The 16,865-nt window shown below is 64.0% G+C and carries 17 protein-coding genes; 10 read left to right on the plus strand and 7 right to left on the minus strand.

Annotated elements, in window-relative coordinates; translation table 11 throughout:
- The first annotated feature begins 84 nt into the window (after positions 1-84).
- The 10 genes from MNAB215_RS23275 to MNAB215_RS23315 all read left to right on the plus strand — a co-directional run bounded on the left by MNAB215_RS23275 (position 85) and on the right by MNAB215_RS23315 (position 9,804).
- The gene (locus tag MNAB215_RS23275; protein ID WP_077080890.1) at positions 85-1,188 is read left to right on the plus strand and encodes a 3-oxoacyl-ACP synthase III family protein; all 1,104 of its coding nucleotides are present in this window, start codon (positions 85-87) and stop codon (positions 1,186-1,188) included.
- Positions 1,172-2,125 carry a 3-oxoacyl-[acyl-carrier-protein] synthase III C-terminal domain-containing protein gene (locus tag MNAB215_RS23280; RefSeq protein ID WP_083746227.1) on the plus strand — a complete coding sequence of 318 codons (954 nt, stop codon included), beginning with the start codon at positions 1,172-1,174 and terminating at the stop codon, positions 2,123-2,125. The genes MNAB215_RS23275 and MNAB215_RS23280 overlap by 17 nt, the downstream gene beginning before the upstream one ends.
- Positions 2,113-3,516 carry a WS/DGAT/MGAT family O-acyltransferase gene (locus MNAB215_RS23285; protein WP_077080891.1) on the plus strand — a complete coding sequence of 468 codons (1,404 nt, stop codon included), beginning with the start codon at positions 2,113-2,115 and terminating at the stop codon, positions 3,514-3,516. Before MNAB215_RS23280 ends, MNAB215_RS23285 begins: the two co-directional genes overlap by 13 nt.
- A gap of 217 nt (positions 3,517-3,733) precedes the next feature.
- The gene (locus MNAB215_RS29840; RefSeq protein ID WP_165691549.1) at positions 3,734-3,997 is read left to right on the plus strand and encodes a hypothetical protein; all 264 of its coding nucleotides are present in this window, start codon (positions 3,734-3,736) and stop codon (positions 3,995-3,997) included.
- Positions 3,998-4,046: 49 nt separating this feature from the next.
- Positions 4,047-4,901: a GNAT family N-acetyltransferase gene (locus tag MNAB215_RS23290; protein WP_217348943.1), complete on the plus strand. Its 855-nt coding sequence runs from the start codon at positions 4,047-4,049 to the stop codon at positions 4,899-4,901.
- Positions 4,902-5,025: 124 nt separating this feature from the next.
- Positions 5,026-6,069, plus strand: a complete 1,044-nt coding sequence (argC, locus tag MNAB215_RS23295) for an N-acetyl-gamma-glutamyl-phosphate reductase (RefSeq protein ID WP_077080892.1) — start codon at positions 5,026-5,028, stop codon at positions 6,067-6,069.
- On the plus strand, positions 6,066-6,953 hold the full coding sequence (argB, locus tag MNAB215_RS23300) for an acetylglutamate kinase (protein ID WP_077080893.1): 888 nt from the start codon (positions 6,066-6,068) through the stop codon (positions 6,951-6,953). Before argC ends, argB begins: the two co-directional genes overlap by 4 nt.
- Positions 6,950-8,131, plus strand: a complete 1,182-nt coding sequence (locus MNAB215_RS23305) for an acetylornithine transaminase (RefSeq protein ID WP_077080894.1) — start codon at positions 6,950-6,952, stop codon at positions 8,129-8,131. Before argB ends, MNAB215_RS23305 begins: the two co-directional genes overlap by 4 nt.
- A gap of 174 nt (positions 8,132-8,305) precedes the next feature.
- Positions 8,306-8,788: a hypothetical protein gene (locus MNAB215_RS23310; protein ID WP_131829166.1), complete on the plus strand. Its 483-nt coding sequence runs from the start codon at positions 8,306-8,308 to the stop codon at positions 8,786-8,788.
- A 233-nt stretch (positions 8,789-9,021) separates the two neighbouring features.
- Positions 9,022-9,804: an SDR family oxidoreductase gene (locus tag MNAB215_RS23315; protein WP_077080896.1), complete on the plus strand. Its 783-nt coding sequence runs from the start codon at positions 9,022-9,024 to the stop codon at positions 9,802-9,804.
- Here MNAB215_RS23315 and MNAB215_RS23320 read toward each other — a convergent pair.
- The 7 genes from MNAB215_RS23320 to MNAB215_RS23350 form a co-directional block, all read right to left on the minus strand.
- A complete protein-coding gene (locus MNAB215_RS23320; protein ID WP_077080897.1) occupies positions 9,797-12,709 on the minus strand; it encodes an MMPL/RND family transporter in 2,913 nt (970 codons plus the stop codon). The two genes, MNAB215_RS23315 and MNAB215_RS23320, sit on opposite strands and share 8 nt — an antisense overlap.
- Positions 12,706-13,140, minus strand: a complete 435-nt coding sequence (locus MNAB215_RS23325) for an MmpS family transport accessory protein (RefSeq protein ID WP_174604629.1) — start codon at positions 13,138-13,140, stop codon at positions 12,706-12,708. Before MNAB215_RS23325 ends, MNAB215_RS23320 begins: the two co-directional genes overlap by 4 nt.
- A 241-nt stretch (positions 13,141-13,381) precedes the next feature.
- A complete protein-coding gene (locus MNAB215_RS23330; RefSeq protein ID WP_077080898.1) occupies positions 13,382-13,990 on the minus strand; it encodes a TetR family transcriptional regulator in 609 nt (202 codons plus the stop codon).
- Positions 13,991-14,036: 46 nt separating this feature from the next.
- The gene (locus MNAB215_RS23335; protein WP_077082265.1) at positions 14,037-14,966 is read right to left on the minus strand and encodes an alpha/beta hydrolase; all 930 of its coding nucleotides are present in this window, start codon (positions 14,964-14,966) and stop codon (positions 14,037-14,039) included.
- A 78-nt stretch (positions 14,967-15,044) separates the two neighbouring features.
- Positions 15,045-15,668: a hypothetical protein gene (locus tag MNAB215_RS23340; protein ID WP_077080899.1), complete on the minus strand. Its 624-nt coding sequence runs from the start codon at positions 15,666-15,668 to the stop codon at positions 15,045-15,047.
- Positions 15,665-16,267 (minus strand): methylated-DNA--[protein]-cysteine S-methyltransferase, encoded by a 603-nt coding sequence (locus tag MNAB215_RS23345; protein ID WP_077080900.1) that lies wholly within the window; start codon positions 16,265-16,267, stop codon positions 15,665-15,667. The genes MNAB215_RS23340 and MNAB215_RS23345 overlap by 4 nt, the downstream gene beginning before the upstream one ends.
- On the minus strand, positions 16,264-16,770 hold the full coding sequence (locus tag MNAB215_RS23350) for an RNA polymerase sigma factor (RefSeq protein WP_245830383.1): 507 nt from the start codon (positions 16,768-16,770) through the stop codon (positions 16,264-16,266). The genes MNAB215_RS23345 and MNAB215_RS23350 overlap by 4 nt, the downstream gene beginning before the upstream one ends.
- Between the last annotated feature and the right edge of the window lie 95 nt (positions 16,771-16,865).

Raw genomic sequence — 16,865 nt, forward strand, 5'->3', positions numbered from 1 at the left:
ATTGTCGCACCCCGTCCATGGACTGGTTGACATGACAGCGCTGGCGAAGATGCCACCAGCAGCCGCGCCAGGGGGGTATCGCTGATGGTTCGGCATTGGCTGGTGATGGACACCGACGGAGAAGGGGTGCCGGCACCGTTCGTCGCCCGGTTGGCAGGTGCCGGCCGGCATCTGCCCGAGACGCACCTCACCACAGAGGAATTGATGGCGACCACACGTCATCGCACCCACATCGATCTGGAACGATTGACCGGGATCCGCGAGCGCCGGGTTTCGGTGGGGGACGAGGATTCCTACACTCTGGCCACGGCGGCGGCACTGAACTGTCTCGCCACTGCGCAACAGGATCCGACGTCGCTCGACGTGGTTATCAGCTGCAGCATCACGAAGCTCCGCGGCGGCTTTACCCAATGGCTCGAGCCGACCATGAGTAGTGCCGTGGCCCGCGGGATCGGGGCCTCGCAGGCAATGACATTCGATGTATCGAATGCGTGCGCCGGGATGCTCACCGGGGTAACGATTTTGAACAATTGGATCCGGCAGGGCATCGTGTCGCGCGGACTGGTGGTGAGCGGGGAGTACATTTCCCAGCTCGGCCATAACGCGGCCCGCCACATCCGCAACATCATGAGCAAAGAGCTTGCCTGCCTGACGCTCGGTGATGCCGGCGCGGCACTGCTGCTCGAGCGTGCTCCCGCCGGCTCCGCGGGCATCGGACTTGCCGGATTCACGACGGTCGCTGACTACAGCCGGCTCTGCCTGGCCTATCCAAAGGGCCACGATCCGGGCGCGCGGATGTTCACCAATTCCCGGGCCATCCAGAAGGCCGCGATCGCCAACACGCCTTTGCTGCTGCACGAAGTGCTTGACACCGTCGGCATCTCGATCCACGACATCGACCACGTGATCACCCACCAGACGTCGGCCCGGGCAATCCGCAAAGGAATGGCTCGGATGTCGGAGTCGTTCGGCGACAGTCCCCGCCACGACGCCGTGATCACCGTCGACCGATACGGCAATACGGCATCGACGACCCACACGGTGGCTCTTGTCGAGGAACTCGAGGCCGGACGCATCGCGGCCGGGGAAAGGATTGCGCTGCTTGCGTTGGCCTCGGGACTCGAGATCGGCGTGGTCTTACTGACCCTGGATGAGGATTTGGTGAGCCGTTATGGGCACAGTCATTGATCGAGTCGACATCGCGCGCGCCCGGTGGCGTGACCGGCACAGCGCGCTACACCTCGCGGTCAGTGCTGCCAACGACTGCCTGCAGCGCGCTGGATGCGATCCAAATGAGCTGGATCTTGTAGTCAATGCCGGGATTTACCGCGACCGCAACCTGGGGGAGCCTGCGCTGGCCGCGCTGATTCAGGATGACATCGGGGCCAACCCCGAGGATCCCCACGATGACGCTCACGGTACCTTCTCCTTCGATATCGCCAACGGCGCCTGCGGGGTACTGACTGCGCTGCAGATCGTCGACGGATTCCTGCGGTCGCACAGCATCGACCGCGCGCTCGTCGTCGCCAGTGATGCCAACCCGGGACATGGCATGAGCGAGCACTTTCCGTTCTCGGCTACTGGAGCGGCGGTGTTGTGCGGGTGGACCGATGACAGCTACGGCCTGGGCCGGGTGTCCTGGGTCAATGCCTACGATTCCCAAGACGGCTCCGAGATATTCTCTGCGACAGTCGGATTCGCTGATGCACGTAACGTTCTCCGGTTCAGCCAGGCAGCCGACATGGATGAGCGATTCGCCGCGGCGGCTGCGCAGGCGGCGCACGAATGCCTGGATGCGCAATCCGTGCCGCTTTCCGACATCGACCTCATCGTCGCGGCACCGGCCCGGCCGGGGTATCGCACCGCCTTGGCCAACCGGCTTGGGGTGCCGGTCGACAAGATCAGCGTCGCCGATGATCAGCGGATGCATACAGCTGCGCTGGCGGCGGCGTTTGAGCAGCACGCCGACCGGTTGCCAGTGGGCGCGCAGATTCTGCTGGTCGCCGCTGGTGCGGGCGTCACCGCCGGTGCCGCCCTGTACTGCCAGCCGCCGCCCAGCTTCAGGACTTTCGACCCTCACGGCGAGGTGACGGGAGAGAGGACAGTGTCGGAATGGAGCATTTAAGTGCCCTCGATGCGACTTTCCTCGAGGTCGAAGACTCCGATCCGCATGTGAGTCTGGCGATCGGCAGCGTTTCGATCATGGAAGGGCCGGCTCCGAGCTACGAGGAGTTCGTCTCGACCTTCGCCGAACGGGCAACGACAATTCCGCGCTGCGCACAGATCCTGCGGACGCATCCGCTCGATCTCGGCTCGCCCGAATGGGCCGATGACCCGCACTTCGACATCTCGCGGCACCTGCACCGTCTTGCCCTGCCGCATCCTGGCGACGACGCGGCATTGTTCGAGATGGTCGCGTCGGTGATGGAGCGGCGGCTTGATCGCGAGCGCCCATTATGGGAGTGCTGGATCTTCGAGGGGCTGAGTGATGACCGGTGGGCCGTGCTGACCAAGGTTCACCACTGCATGGCCGATGGCATCGCGACAACGCAGATGCTGGCGAAGTTCAGCGATAACGGCGGCGGCGACAGCTTCGCCAGCGACATTCGCGCAGCCAAGGAGCCGGTCCGGCATGGGCTGGGTCTGCCGAAGGTGAGCTTGAACCCGTTGGACTGGGTGAGCGGGATCGGGCAGGGTGCGTTTGCCGCGGTGGCCGCAGCCGAACACATGGCGGTGGGTGCGGCCGAACTGACGGCCAGTCTGCTCAGCGCGTCGCCGGAATCGTCGCTGAACGGGCCCGTCACAACGATGCGACGCTACAGCGCGGCCCGGGTCCTGTTGGCTGACCTGCAGGAGATTTCTCACGCGTTCGACGTGACGCTCAACGACGTTGCGTTAGCGGCGATCACCGACAGTTACCGCAGGATCTTGCTTGACCGCGGTGAGCAGCCCGGCCGCAACTCGCTGCGCACGCTTGTTCCGGTTTCGGTCCGTGCGGCGAACCACTTCGACATGGCCGACAACCGAGTCTCGGCGATGCTGCCGTTGCTGCCGGTCGACGAGGCGGACCCGGTGAAGCAGTTGCAGCTGGTGCACAGCCGGCTTACGCGGGCCAAGGCCAGCGGTCAACGCGAAGGAGGCAACGCGCTGACTTCGGCGGCCAAAAATGTCCCGTTCGCGTTCTCGGCGTGGGCCATTCGCTTGTTGACTCGGTTGCCCCAAAAGGCGGTGGTCGCCGTGGCGACCAACGTTCCCGGGCCACGGAATGGGCAGAAACTGATGGGCCGACGGGTGCTGGAAGTCCTGCCGATTCCGCCGATCGCTCTTCATCTGCGCACCGCCGTTGCGATGCTCAGCTACACCGATCAGTTCATTTTTGGCATCACCGCCGACTACGACACCGCGCCCGATATCGAGGCCCTGGCAACGGGAATCGAGGATGGGGTTGCGCGGCTGCTCACGGCCAGCCGCGCGCGTCGCCGCAAACGCGGATCTAACCCGCATGGGCGAAAGTGAAACCCTGTGCTAGGCAAACAGGTCGCGACGGCTGGGATTTCGGCAGCGGATCTTGCCCTCTGACAAAGGCGGCGAGTCAAACGCATGGGCCAATAGGTAATTCGCCCTTGAGGTGGGGACCTTTCGGCCATGGCGGTGCCCGCGAGGCTGCAGAACTCTTAGCTAGAGCAATGGCCGCGAAGCGGTCCCGACGAAGCCGTTAGGAAACCGAACAATCATGGCTCACCGTGCATCGCCCGCTTTCATTGATCTGTCCGCGCTCCTGTCTTCAGTGTCAGACCAGGCACTGCTTGCCGATCCCGCGCTGAGGGCGCTAATGGGCGACTACCTCTGCCACCAAATATATTTGGCCGATTGGCATGCCCGGCAGCCCGCCAGACGTCATGGCGAATTCAAGGACTGGATCATCGAAGGCCGGGCATTGTTCGACGGGCTCGACGCACTCAAAGCGATCGCCTATAGCTACCTGCGGCAGGATTGACACATGGTCGGCGTCGAGTGATGGCACCGGAGAGCGGACGGCCATTGTCGTGTTGACCATTCGTCCGGCGAGTTCAGCAGATGTGCCGGAGTCTGGCCGCATCTGCTATGACGCCTTCGCGTCAATCGCTGCGCGGCACGGATTTCCGCCAGATGTCGCGTCGATCGACGCCGCGACCTCCCTGGTTTCACGGTTGATCGCACATCCCGGTTTCTTCAGTGCGGTCGCCGAGTGCGACGGGCGAATCGTGGGAAGCAGCTTCCTGGACGAGCGTTCGACGATCGCCGGCGTAGGACACGTCACGGTCGCGCCGGAGGTGCAGGACCGCCGGATCGGCCGGGAGTTGATGCTTACGGTGCTCCAACGTTGCGCGCAGCGGAAGGTGGCGGGTGTGCGCTTGTTGCAGGCCGCCTATCACTACCGCTCGATGAGCCTGTACGCCAAACTCGGCTTCGACGTGCGTGAGCCTTTTGCTGCGATGCAGGGCAACCCACTGGGACTACGGTTCTCCGGATACGACGTCCGCACGGCCACGGAGGCCGACGTGGAGTCGTGCAACGCCTTGTGTCTTCGTGTGCACGGCCACGACCGCGGCGGGGAGTTGCGCGGCGTCGTCGCCAGGGCGGGAGCCAGGGTGGTCGAACGCGGAGGCCGCATTACCGGATACACCACTGGCATCGGCTTTTACGGGCATTCGGTGGCCGAAACCAATGATGATCTGCAGGCGCTCATTGGTGCAGCCGACGCATTCGCGGGTCCTGGGTTTCTTGTCCCGATGCGTAATACCGAGCTGCTGCGCTGGTGCCTGGCCCACGGACTGCGGGTGTTCGTCGCCGTGAATCTCATGACGATCGGCCTATATTCGGAGCCGCGCGGCCCGTTTCTTGCATCGACATGGTATTGATTGCCCGCAACAGACGCTCTCGGGGCCCAAGGGCTGGCCCGCCCAGGCCGAATGACCCTATCCGGTGGAGAGATTCGTTCATAGCGTTGACATGACGAAGTGCACGAAACGAAGGGCAACACGAATGGGTGTCACTACGACAGTGGCGATTGCCGGTGCCAGTGGCTATGCGGGTGGTGAGATTCTGCGGCTACTTCTGGGCCATCCGGCCTACCGCGACGGACGATTGGCCATCGGCGCACTGACCGCCGGTGATAGTGCGGGCACTCCGCTGGCCGAACACCATCCGAACCTGCTGCCGCTTGGTAGTCGCGTGCTGCAACCTACCGACGCTGCCGCGCTAGCCGGTCACGACGTCGTGTTTACGGCTTTGCCGCCCGGCCGCTCGGCCGGCCTCGCCGCACAGCTCGGCGAGGACACGCGAATCATCGACTGCGGCGGCGACTTTCGGCTGCGCGACGCCGCCGTCTGGGAACGGTTCTACGGGTGTGCGCACGCGGGCACCTGGCCCTATGGTCTGCCCGAGTTGCCCGGCGCCCGTGACCAATTGCGGGGTGCCACCCGGATCGCCGTGCCCGGTTGCTATCCGACCGCGGCCCTGCTGGCCCTGGTGCCGGCGGTGGCTGAAGGCCTCGCCGAACCCGCAGTGACCGTAGTGGCGGTCAGCGGAACCTCGGGCGCCGGCCGCGCGGCCAAGGTGGAGTTGCTCGGCTCGGAAGTCATCGGATCTGCGCGCGCCTACAACATCGGTGGCGTACACCGCCACACTCCCGAGATCGCCCAGGGACTGCGGACGGTGACCGACCGTGACGTATCCGTCTCCTTTACGCCGGTACTTATCCCCACTACCCGCGGAATTCTGGCCACCTGCACCGCGCGGTGCGTTGCTCCCGTATCGCAGGTACGTGCCGCCTACGAAAAGCACTACAGCGGTGAGCCGTTCGTACATCTGCTACCGGAGGGCCGACTGCCCCGCACCGGCGCGGTCATCGGCAGCAACGCCGCGCAGATGGCGGTCGCTGTCGACGAAGATGCCGAAACCCTGGTGGTTGTCTGCGCAATCGACAATCTCGTCAAAGGCACAGCCGGAGCCGCCGTGCAGTCGATGAATCTCGCAGTGGGTTGGCCGGAAACGGACGGGCTGTCCGTTGTGGGGCTGGCGCCATGACCGCGACCGCAACCGCCACCGTTGCCCGCGAAGAAAAGGCCAAAATATTGGCCGAGGTGCTGCCGTGGCTCAAGCATCTTCACGGCAAGATCGTAGTCGTCAAATATGGCGGCCACGCGATGATCGATGACAACCTGCGGCGGGCGTTCGCCGCCGACATGGTGTTCCTGCGCAACTGCGGCATTCGACCGATCGTCGTGCACGGTGGGGGACCGCAGATCAGCGCAATGCTGAAGCGGCTCAACATCCCCAGCGAATTCAAGGGCGGCTTCAGGGTCACCACTCCAGAGGTGCTCGACGTGGCACGCATGGTGCTCTTCGGCCACGTCGGCAGGGAATTGGTGAACCTGATCAACGCCCACGGGCCGTACGCGGTCGGCATCACCGGCGAGGATGCGCAGTTGTTTACCGCAACACGGCGCAGCGTCATGGTCGACGGTGTGCCCACCGACATCGGTCTGGTCGGTGATGTCCAAAGCGTCAACACCGCGGCTGTGCTCGATCTCATCAATCAGCGCATTCCGGTGGTCTCATCGATCGCCCCGGACGCCGAGGGCGTGGTGTACGACATCAACGCCGACACCGCTGCGGCCGCGCTGGCTCAAGCGCTGCGGGCCGAGAAGTTGCTCGTTCTGACTGATGTGGACGGGCTCTATACGGACTGGCCGGACCGGGATTCACTGGTCGGCGAAATCGACACGGTGAGACTGGCCGAGATATTGCCATCGCTGGAATCCGGCATGGCGCCCAAGGCCGAGGCCTGCTTACGCGCCGTCGAGGGCGGGGTACCCAGTGCGCACATCATCGACGGGCGGGTCGAGCACGGCGTGCTGGTTGAGCTCCTCACCAACGACGGCGCTGGAACCAAGGTGCTGCGCGCATGACCCACACCGACACGCTGCTGCACCGATGGGACTCCGTAATGATGACGAACTATGGCACTCCGCCGCTGGCACTCGCCCGCGGCGACGGTGCAGTGCTCGTCGATGTTGACGGCAAGACCTACATTGACCTGCTGGGCGGAATAGCGGTCAACATCCTGGGCCACCGCCACCCCGCGGTGATCGAAGCCGCAACGCGTCAGCTGAACATGTTGGGCCACACCTCTAATCTCTACGCCCACGAGCCCGGTATCGCGTTGGCCGAAGCCTTGGTAGAGCTGTGGGGTGTTGACGGCGCGCGGGTGTTCTTTTGTAACTCCGGCACCGAAGCCAACGAGTTGGCGTTCAAACTGTCCCGGCTCATGGGCCGCACGAAACTCGTTGCCACTCAACGGGCGTTTCACGGTCGCACGATGGGATCGCTGGCGCTGACCGGCCAGCCCGAGAAGCAAGCGCCGTTCGCGCCGCTGCCCGGCTACGTCACCTACGTCCCGTACGGGGACGTTGACGCGCTGGCGGCGACCGTGACCAACGAAACCGCGGCGGTATTCCTCGAACCGATCATGGGCGAAGCAGGTGTTGTCGTCCCGCCGGCGGGTTACCTGGTCGCAGCCAGAGAGATCACCGCCCGGCACGGCGCATTGCTGGTGATCGATGAGGTGCAGACCGGAATGGGCCGCACCGGAAAGTTTTTCGCTCACCAGCACGACGGGATAATGCCCGACGTTGTCACGATGGCCAAGGGGCTGGGGGGTGGACTGCCCATTGGGGCGTGCCTGGCGGTAGGATCGGTCGCGGCGCTGCTGGCACCCGGCCTGCATGGGAGCACATTCGGCGGCAATCCGATCTGCGCGGCCGCGGCGCTGGCAGTGTTGCGGACGTTGGCCGGCGACGGCCTCATCGAACGCGCCGATGCGTTGGGCAGGTCACTCAGCAAAGGCATCGATTCCCTGAATCATCCTTTGGTGGACCATGTTCGGGGGCGCGGTTTACTGCTGGGGGTGGTGCTGACCGCGCCCGCCGCCAAGAGTGTGGAGACGGCTGCCCGCGAAGCCGGCTTTCTCGTCAACGCGGCTGCCCCTGATGTGATCCGGCTGGCGCCGCCGCTGGTGATCACCGAGGCTCAGATCGACCTATTCGTGAAGAGTCTGCCGGACGTGCTGGACAAAGCCGCGGTGTGACGCTTGTCAGCAAACACGCCTGCTGCTTCGCGTGTCGGATCCGGCCACATGCGCTCCATCGTGGTTCCCGACGCGTTCTTCGTAGTCGCCATCAACGCGTCAAAGCACTACGGACACAGCAGATCGATAATTGGCACGTAGCCTGCGGCTAACAACGACGCGCAATGTGTACGGATGACAACACCTATCGAGCATCAGCGGCGTGATGTCAATTCAGCCGACGGTTGGTGTCATCGTCGCCGCGTTGCGCAAGTGATTTTTGCCGGGGCCGCGGCCATCGCGACGCTCGCGCTCTTCAGCGCCGCACCGAATGGTACCGGCGACAACACGGTCGCATCGGGTTCAGTGCGCCTGGTAGACCAGGCCACCGATTCGCCGCCGCCGCCGCCTGGGGGGCCACCGCCTGGGGTGTTGTTGGCGCCGGGGATGACGTGGCCGCCGGGGACGCCGTTGCAGCAGGCGCCGTCGATGGTCCTGCCCGGAGGGCTGCCGCTGCCGCCGTTGCCGCAGGGGATGGCGTTGTCGCCGGAGTTACAGCAGGAGATATCGCAGATGTACATGCAGGGCCAGCAGATGTTGGCCGCGGGGCCACCGCCGAACGTGCCGAACGAGGTCTGCCGGTACAACACGGTCAGGGTCCCCTGCCCTCCCGCTTAGGCTGTCGGCCCCGAGCGTTGACAGGCACATTTCGCCAAACCGGCCGCCGACATCACCATTGGGTGCTTTCTTCACAAGGTTCTTCGCGTAGTCGGTGTCACGAGCTCCCCAACACTGTTCGCACCGGCCCGGTTCGATGAAAACGACGAGGGCAATACCCCCACGCTGTAGGCCTGGCGCATACTCGACTACAACTCGGGCGCCTGAGTCGCACCGACACGACAGGAGAGACAGTGGCAGAACGGTTGGCGGGGAAGGTAGCACTCATCAGCGGCGGTGCGCGGGGGATGGGGGCCTCGCACGTGCGGATGTTGGTGGCCGAGGGCGCCAAGGTGGTGTTCGGCGACATCCTCGACGACGAGGGCAAGGCGGTGGCGGCGGAGGTCGGCGACGCGGCTCGCTATCTGCACCTCGACGTGACGAAGCCCGAAGATTGGGACGCCGCGGTGGCCACCGCCCTCAGCGAATTCGGGCGCATCGACGTGCTGGTCAACAATGCGGGCATCATCAACGTCGGCACCCTGGAGGACTACGCGATCTCGGAGTGGCAGCGAATCCTCGACATCAATTTGACGGGGGTGTTTCTCGGCATCCGCTCCGTGGTCAAACCCATGAAGGAAGCGGGACGAGGATCGATCATCAACATCTCCTCGATCGAGGGCATCGCCGGCACGATTGCCTGCCACGGCTACACCGCCACCAAATTCGCGGTCCGCGGGCTGACCAAATCGGCCGCACTGGAATTGGGCCCCAGCGGAATCCGGGTCAACTCGATCCATCCCGGACTCATCAGGACCCCGATGACCGAGTGGGTTCCCGAAGACATATTTCAGACCGCGCTGGGTCGGATCGCCGAACCCAAGGAGGTCTCGAACCTGGTGATCTACCTGGCCAGTGACGAGTCCAGCTACTCGACCGGCTCGGAATTCGTGGTCGACGGCGGCACCACCGCTGGCCTAGGCCACAAGGATTTCTCGGCGGTCGACACCGGCGATCAACCCGAGTGGGTTACCTAGCGGCAGTCACGGCTTCGGACTCCTTGGCCAACTTGGCATTTGGGTCCGGCCAGGGTGAAGGGGGCGGACGTTGCCGGACGCGCTGCGGCCACCAGAACCACTTACCCAGCAGCGCGGCGATGGACGGCGTCATCAGCGACCGGACAATCAGCGTGTCGAACAGCAGGCCGAGACCGATTGTCGTGCCTACCTGGCCGATCACGGTCAGCTCGCTGACCGCCATCGTCATCATCGTGAAGGCGAAGACGAGTCCGGCCGAGGTGACTACCGAACCGGTGCCGCCCATTGATCGGATGATGCCGGTGTTCAGGCCCGCGTGGATCTCCTCCTTGAACCGCGCCACCAGCAGCAGGTTGTAGTCGGCGCCGACGGCGAGCAGGATGATGACCGACATCGCGAGCACCATCCAGTGCAGTTCGATGCCGATGATGTGTTGCCAAATCAGTACCGAGAGCCCGAACGACGCGCCGAGCGAGAGCAAGACGGTTCCCACGATGACCGCCGACGCCACCACCCCCCGGGTGATGATCAGCATGATGATGAAAATCAGGCACAGCGAGGCGATTCCGGCGATCAACAGGTCGTAGGTGTTGCCGTCACTGAGGTCTTTATAGACCGCCGCGGTGCCGCCGAGGTAGATCTTCGAGCCCTCCAGCGGTGTGCCCTTGATCGCCTCGTACGCGGCCTTCTTGATCAAGGGGATGTGCGCAATCCCGTCCGCCGACATCGGATCGCCGTCATGGCTGATGATGAAGCGCACGGAGTGGCCGTCGGGGGAGATGAAGTTCTTCATCCCCTTCTTGAACTCGGCGTTGTTGAAGGTTTCCGGGGGCAGGTAGAACGAGTCATCGTTCTTGGACGCGTCGAATGCCTTACCCATGGCGTTTGAATTCTTCTGCGCCTCGTTCTGCTGATCCTGCAGGCCTTTTTGCGTCGAATACATGGTCAGCATGGTGGTTTTCATGGCTTTCATGTTTTCCAGCATTGCCGGCATCAGTGCCGTCAGCTGAGGCATCAGTGAGTCCAGGCGCTCCAAAAGCGGGACCAGGCTGGCGACGTCGTCGGCGGTCGTGTCGATGCCGTCGAGGGTGTCGAAAATGGACCGAAACGCATAGCACGCCGGGATGTCATAGCAGTGCTTTTCCCAGTAGAAGTAGCTGCGGACGGGCCGGAAGAAATCGTCGAAAGCCGAGATGTTGTCCCGGATGTCGTTGATGTCGGCCGTCATTTCCTTGGTCTTGAGAACCATCGCATGTGTGGCGTCGGCCATCTGCTGGGTCAGGCTCTCCATTTTCTGCATGCTGTCGATGGTCGACTGCATCATGTCGGCCTGCTTGAGCATGTCGGCCATCTGGTCTTCTTGGTACTTCTGGTTCATCTGCTGGCTGACGCCCTGCATGCTGATCTGGAACGGGATCGAGGTGTGCTCGATCGGTGTGCCCTCGGGCCGGGTAATCGCTTGCACGCGACCGATTCCCGGAACCCGGAAGACCGCCTTGGCGATCTTGTCGATCACCAGAAAGTCCGCCGAGTTGCGCAGATCATGGTCGCTTTCGATCATCAGCACTTCGGGATTCATGCGCGCATGCGAGAAGTGCCGGTCCGCGGCTGCGTAACCCTCGTTCGCGGGTAGGTCGGCGGGCAGATAGTTGCGGTCGTTGTAGTTGGTGCGGTAGCCGGGCAGGGTCAACAGGCCGACAAGCGCGATCCCGATCGTCAAGACCAGGATGGGGGCGGGCCACCTGACCACGACGGCGCCGACCTTGCGCCACATGCGAATACGTTGCGTTCGTTTGGGTTCGAGCGTCTTGCCGAAACGTGTTGCCACCGAGATGACCGCGGGGCCGAGCGTCAACGCCGCCGCCACCACGACCACCATGCCGATGGCCAACGGGATTCCCAGCGTCTGGAAATAGGGCAAGTTGGTGAAGTGCAGGCAGAGCGTGGCACCGGCAATGGTCAAACCGGAGCCCAGCACCACGTGCGCAGTGCCGTGAAACATGTCGTAGTAGGCGTCTTCACGAGAATGGCCGATAGCCCGCGCTTCCTGATATCGGCCGATCAAAAAGATCGCGTAGTCGGTGGCGGCCGCGATCGCCAACGTGACCAAGAGGTTTGTGGCGAACGTAGAGAGCCCAATGATGTTGTAGTAGCCCAGGAATGCGACCATTCCGCGCGCGGCCGCCAATTCGAACACCACCATCACCAGCGTGAGCAACAGCGTGACGACCGAGCGATAGACCAACAGCAGCATCGCGATGATCACGGTGAACGTGCACATCGTGATGATTTGCACGCTGCGGTCACCGGCCATGTGCTGATCGGCTGAGAGGGCCGCGGGCCCGGTCACGTAGGCCTTGATCCCGCTGGGCGCTGGCACGCTTTTGACGATCTTCTGTACGGATTCGACCGACTCGTTGGCCAGCGCCTCGCCCTGATTACCGGCCAGATAGACCTGGACGTAGGCGGCCTTGCCGTCGTTGCTCTGTGCGCCCGCTCCGGTCAGCGGGTCGCTCCACATATCCTGCACGTGCTCAACATGTTTGGTGTCGGCGTCGAGCTTCTTGACGATCTGGTCGTAGTAGGCGTGGGCGTCGGCCCCGAGTGCGTTTTGGCCCTCGAGGACGATCATCACCGAGCTGTTGGACTTGAACTCGTTGAACACCGCGCCCATGCGCTTTGTCGCGATCACCGATGTCGCGTCGTCAGGTGCCATCGACACCGAACGCATTTTCCCTACCTCGTCCAGGTCGGGGACGATCATGCTGAGCAGCGCGATGAGCGCGATCCAGCCGATGATGATCGGTATCGCAAATTTCCGGATGAAGCGCGGAATCTTTTCCCGTATCGGTTCTTGTGCGGCAGGGATGGCGTCGGTGCGGGTGTCACTGAACGTGGTGCTCATGCTGATTTCACCAAGCAGAAGGTCAGGGCGTGCACGCCGGTGGTTATTTTCTCGTCCTTGACTTCGTCGTCGATGGTGATGCGACAACCCAGGTAGTCGCCGGAGCTTTGTGCGGAGAGGTTCGGGAAGACCGACGGAGCGGTGGTGGTCAGCACCATGGTCCACGGCAGCGGCGCATTGTCGATCCGCTTGGGGTCGGCGCTGAGATCCAAATAGTTCACGTTGGCCTGGCTCGCCGAGCCGAAGACCTCGTATTTGACGACCTTGGGTTTGAACGGCTTGGAATCATCCAGCCGTGGACTTGTCAGCACGCCGGTGTCGTTGTTGCCGAAGAACGACTTGACCCGGACCACAGCGAAGGCCCCGACCGTCACGACCGCCACGATCAGCAGTGGCAACCACGCGTTGCGCACGATCTTCGAGAGCTGCAACTACCTGAGTCCCTTCCTCGTCACGGCAGCCGTGACGTGGCCAGCGTCGGCGTACCCCTAGACGGGGTCGTTCGTGTTCGAGCGTCGTTCGCGGGGATTACTGCCCGCGCACGCCGGCGGTCAAATCCGGCAACGAGTAGCGCTCCGCGGAGCGCAAGCGGCGTCCAATACCCCCACCAGCGCATAGTACATAATGTGCATATGTTGCAGAGTATGCAACATCGAGCTGCGGTGTTTCAGATCACTTCGTGAAAATGCTGTTGACCAGCACGGCGGCGCGCTCGACAAAGGGCATCGGCGTGTCGTCGGGACCCTCTGGCACACCGCTTGCCCACTTTTCCAGACCTGAGCGCACCGCCGTCAACGCCAGCGCGGAGATCAGCGGCGCCATCTCGTCGTCGGGATGCATCGCCTGGCGGCGGACGATGATGTCGGTTAGCTGATGTTGAAAACGCTCCAAGTCGGCCAGAAACGCCGCCAACACCGCGGGCGAGGTTTTGGCCAGCTCCAGCATGTGGGCAGCATGCTCACGGGGCGGGGGCACATCTCGCAGATGGTGTGCCGCCAGGGTGATCAACTCTGCCAGGACCACGGAGTAGGGGGCAGGCCCGGCAGCAACGAAATCTTCGACCAACTCGGGAGGGATATCTGAGGGGCCATACGCGATCGCCGACTCTTTATTCGGGAAGTAGTTGAAGAACGTGCGCGTTGAGATTCCGGCTTCGGCACAGATTTCGTCGATGGTCACCTTGTCGAAGCCGCGCGCCAGGGTGAGGCGTACTGCTGCATCGCGGATGTCTGCGCTGGTCTCGCGGCGACGACGCTCGCGCAGTCCCACCTGATTCGCCATCTCCCCATAGTTGCACGTTCTGCACACTTTGCAGTCGAATGGGTGGTTATCCGGTGGGTTCGGCCAGAGCGGCCCACAGGTGATCGCGCTGGCTGGCGAAGAAATTCACCGAGATCGGGGCCTGATCCGCGATCTGGTCGAACGCGTGAAACGCGCCTGGGGCGATCTCCTCGTGGACGGGCACGCCCGCCTCGCGCAGGCGCCGTCCGTAGTCCAGGCACTCGTCATGGAAGAGGTCCAACGTCCCGACACCGATCCAGGCCGGAGGCAGCCCGGACAAATCACGTCGACGTCCCGGCGCGGCCTCGACAGGGTCGGCGCCGTTGAGGTACCACCGCCAGGCCTGCTGGTTGTCGGTCTCGGTCCACATGATCCGCTTGGGCCCGTCGCGGTTGGCGCCGGTGCGGTCGTCCAGCATGGGGTACACCAGCATTTGATAGGCGAGTTTGACCTCGTTGCGGTCGTGCGCCCGCTGTGCCACCGCGGCCGCGAAATGTCCTCCCGCACTTGCTCCGCCGACGGCGATCCGATTCGGGTCCACCCATGGTTGAAGCGCCAGCCACCGCAGTGCCGCATAACAGTCTTCGAGCGGTGCCGGGTACGGGTGCTCGGGAGCCAGGCGGTGTTCGACGGCCACCACGCTGACGCCGGTAAGGCGAGATAGCTTGCGGCAGTACTTGTCATCTTGCACGGCGGTCCCCATGATGGTGCCGCCGCCGTGGATCCAGAGCAGCGCCGGCGCCGGGGCGGGAAGCCCGGAAGGACGGTGCACACGAACTTTGACGTGTTCGTTGACCGCGACGACGGGGACGTTGCGGAGTCGGCCCGCGTTGCCCATGAGATACATGATCGCCCGCTGGACCTTGTAGCCGCGCTGCAAGGCGTTTCCCTTGGGTAGGAAGCGGGCGACTTTGCGCAGATCGGGATCCAGTGCCTGGCGTGACGTGAAGGCGTTGTCGGGCAAGGTGTTTGCCATTGGCATGCTCTCTGTTCCCTCGCGCCGGACAGCCAGGTAGACCATACACACGATAAACAACGTCAGTACAGCCTGCGATCAGCGGGCGGCGTCGTCAATCTGCACGGGATAACCAGCGCGCAGTATCGCAACGTTGGACGGCGGAGTGAGCACGCACGCGGTCCCCGCGGTGGGGCGTCGCGGCCTGTCCCGATAGACGTTCTCGTCGCGGTCCCACACCGCGAGCCGGCCACCGGCCACGACGGCCGGCCCTGAGTCGGTGGCGACGAAAACCCCGTCGGGCAGAGCGCTCCACGGCATGGGATGCTCGGCCCGCCCGGTGCGCTCGCGATGCAGCTGGGCATCCATATCTTTGGCGTAAGGCATTGCGCCACTGTGGGTTTCGGCCCACAGTGTCCGATACCTTTTGTAAGCGCCGTTGCGGCATTCGGCGCAGGGGCGGTGTCCGGCAGCCAGCGCCACGGCCTCGTCGAGGAAGAACAGCGGCGTATAGCGGTTGGGCTGCCACTGCGCCACCCGCCGGCCACGGAAGCACAGGGCGCAGGTGATCCAGGTTTTGTGCTGATGGTTGCGCACGACGTCGCGAGTGCCGCGCCCCTGGTGCAGCCGTCCGCGATTGCCCATCCACGCGCCGCGGCCGGCGGCGGCGATGATCTCTCCGCGCGGTGAGACGCGGTTGCGCGCGGGCTTGCCCGTCGTCACGGTTGGCGCTCGAGGTCGAGCAGGACGCGCTTGGCCACGGGCCCGCCGCGGTAGGCGCCCACGGTGCCGTCGGAGCGGATCACCCGATGGCACGGCACGACGATCGGGATCGGGTTGGTCGCGCACGCGGTCCCGACGGCACGGACCGCCCTTGGCGAGCCGGACAGTTGAGCCAACGCGGCGTAACTGGCCGTGGCGCCATAGCTGACGTCGGTGTTGAGGTGCTCCAGCACAGTGCGTCGAAAGCCTTGCGAGAGCGACCAATCCAGTGGGATGTCGAACCTGTGGCGGCGCCCGGTGAAATATTCGTCGAGTTGTCGGGCGACCGGATCCAAGCGGGCGGGTGCCTGCAGCAGCCGCGGGCTGACTCGCCGGGCAAGGGCCAGCAGCACCCGATTGTGGTCTTCGCTGGCGAACGCCACCCTTACCAGTCCATGCGTCGTGGCTGCCAGTAGGAGGGATCCGACTGCGGAATCCACTGTGCGATAAGCGATATCGAGCAGATCGCGGTCCTGGGCTTCTCGTTCCAGGCGGGCGTGCAGGCGCGCGAGGTGATTCGGGTCGACGGGGAAGTGCTCGGTGAGTTCGTCGGTAGTCATTGGCTGTTCCTCGGGGTGTCGATACGCGGATAGGTACGTCGGAGTGTGGCGATGCCGTCGGCCGCGGCCCGCCGTGCGGCAGCCACGCTGCTGTCGAGGATTTCGGCGATCTCGGCATAGGCGAGCCCGGCCAGGTAGTGGTAGGCGACCGCCTGTCGCTGTTTGGGCGGCAGTGCACCGACGGCGGAGTCCAGGTCGAGATCGCGGCCATCGGCCCATTCACCGGCGGGGGAGTCGGGGGTGTCGGCGATCGGGACGGCCCGCCGTGACCTCGATCGGGTGATGTCGATGGCTTTGCGGTGCGCGATCGTCACCAACCACGCCTCGATGTTGGCGTCCGCCGGCAGCTGAGGGTAGGCCTTCAACGCGGCCAGGAAGGTCTCGGACCAGGCGTCGTCGGCATCGGTGTGACCGACCACCGCGCGCGCGACCCGCAACACCGTGGCGCCGTGCTGCGCCACCACAGCCTCGAACGGCGGCTTGATCTGGTGTTGGGACTTCACGTGGGAGTCACCGACGACATTCGCGATCCTCCGCGGTAGGTAACGAGTTTCACTGTGTAGACGCCGGCGCTCGGGGAAATGTGAGAGACCATTTT

This window comes from Mycobacterium numidiamassiliense (assembly GCF_900157365.1).
Classification (GTDB): domain Bacteria; phylum Actinomycetota; class Actinomycetes; order Mycobacteriales; family Mycobacteriaceae; genus Mycobacterium; species Mycobacterium numidiamassiliense.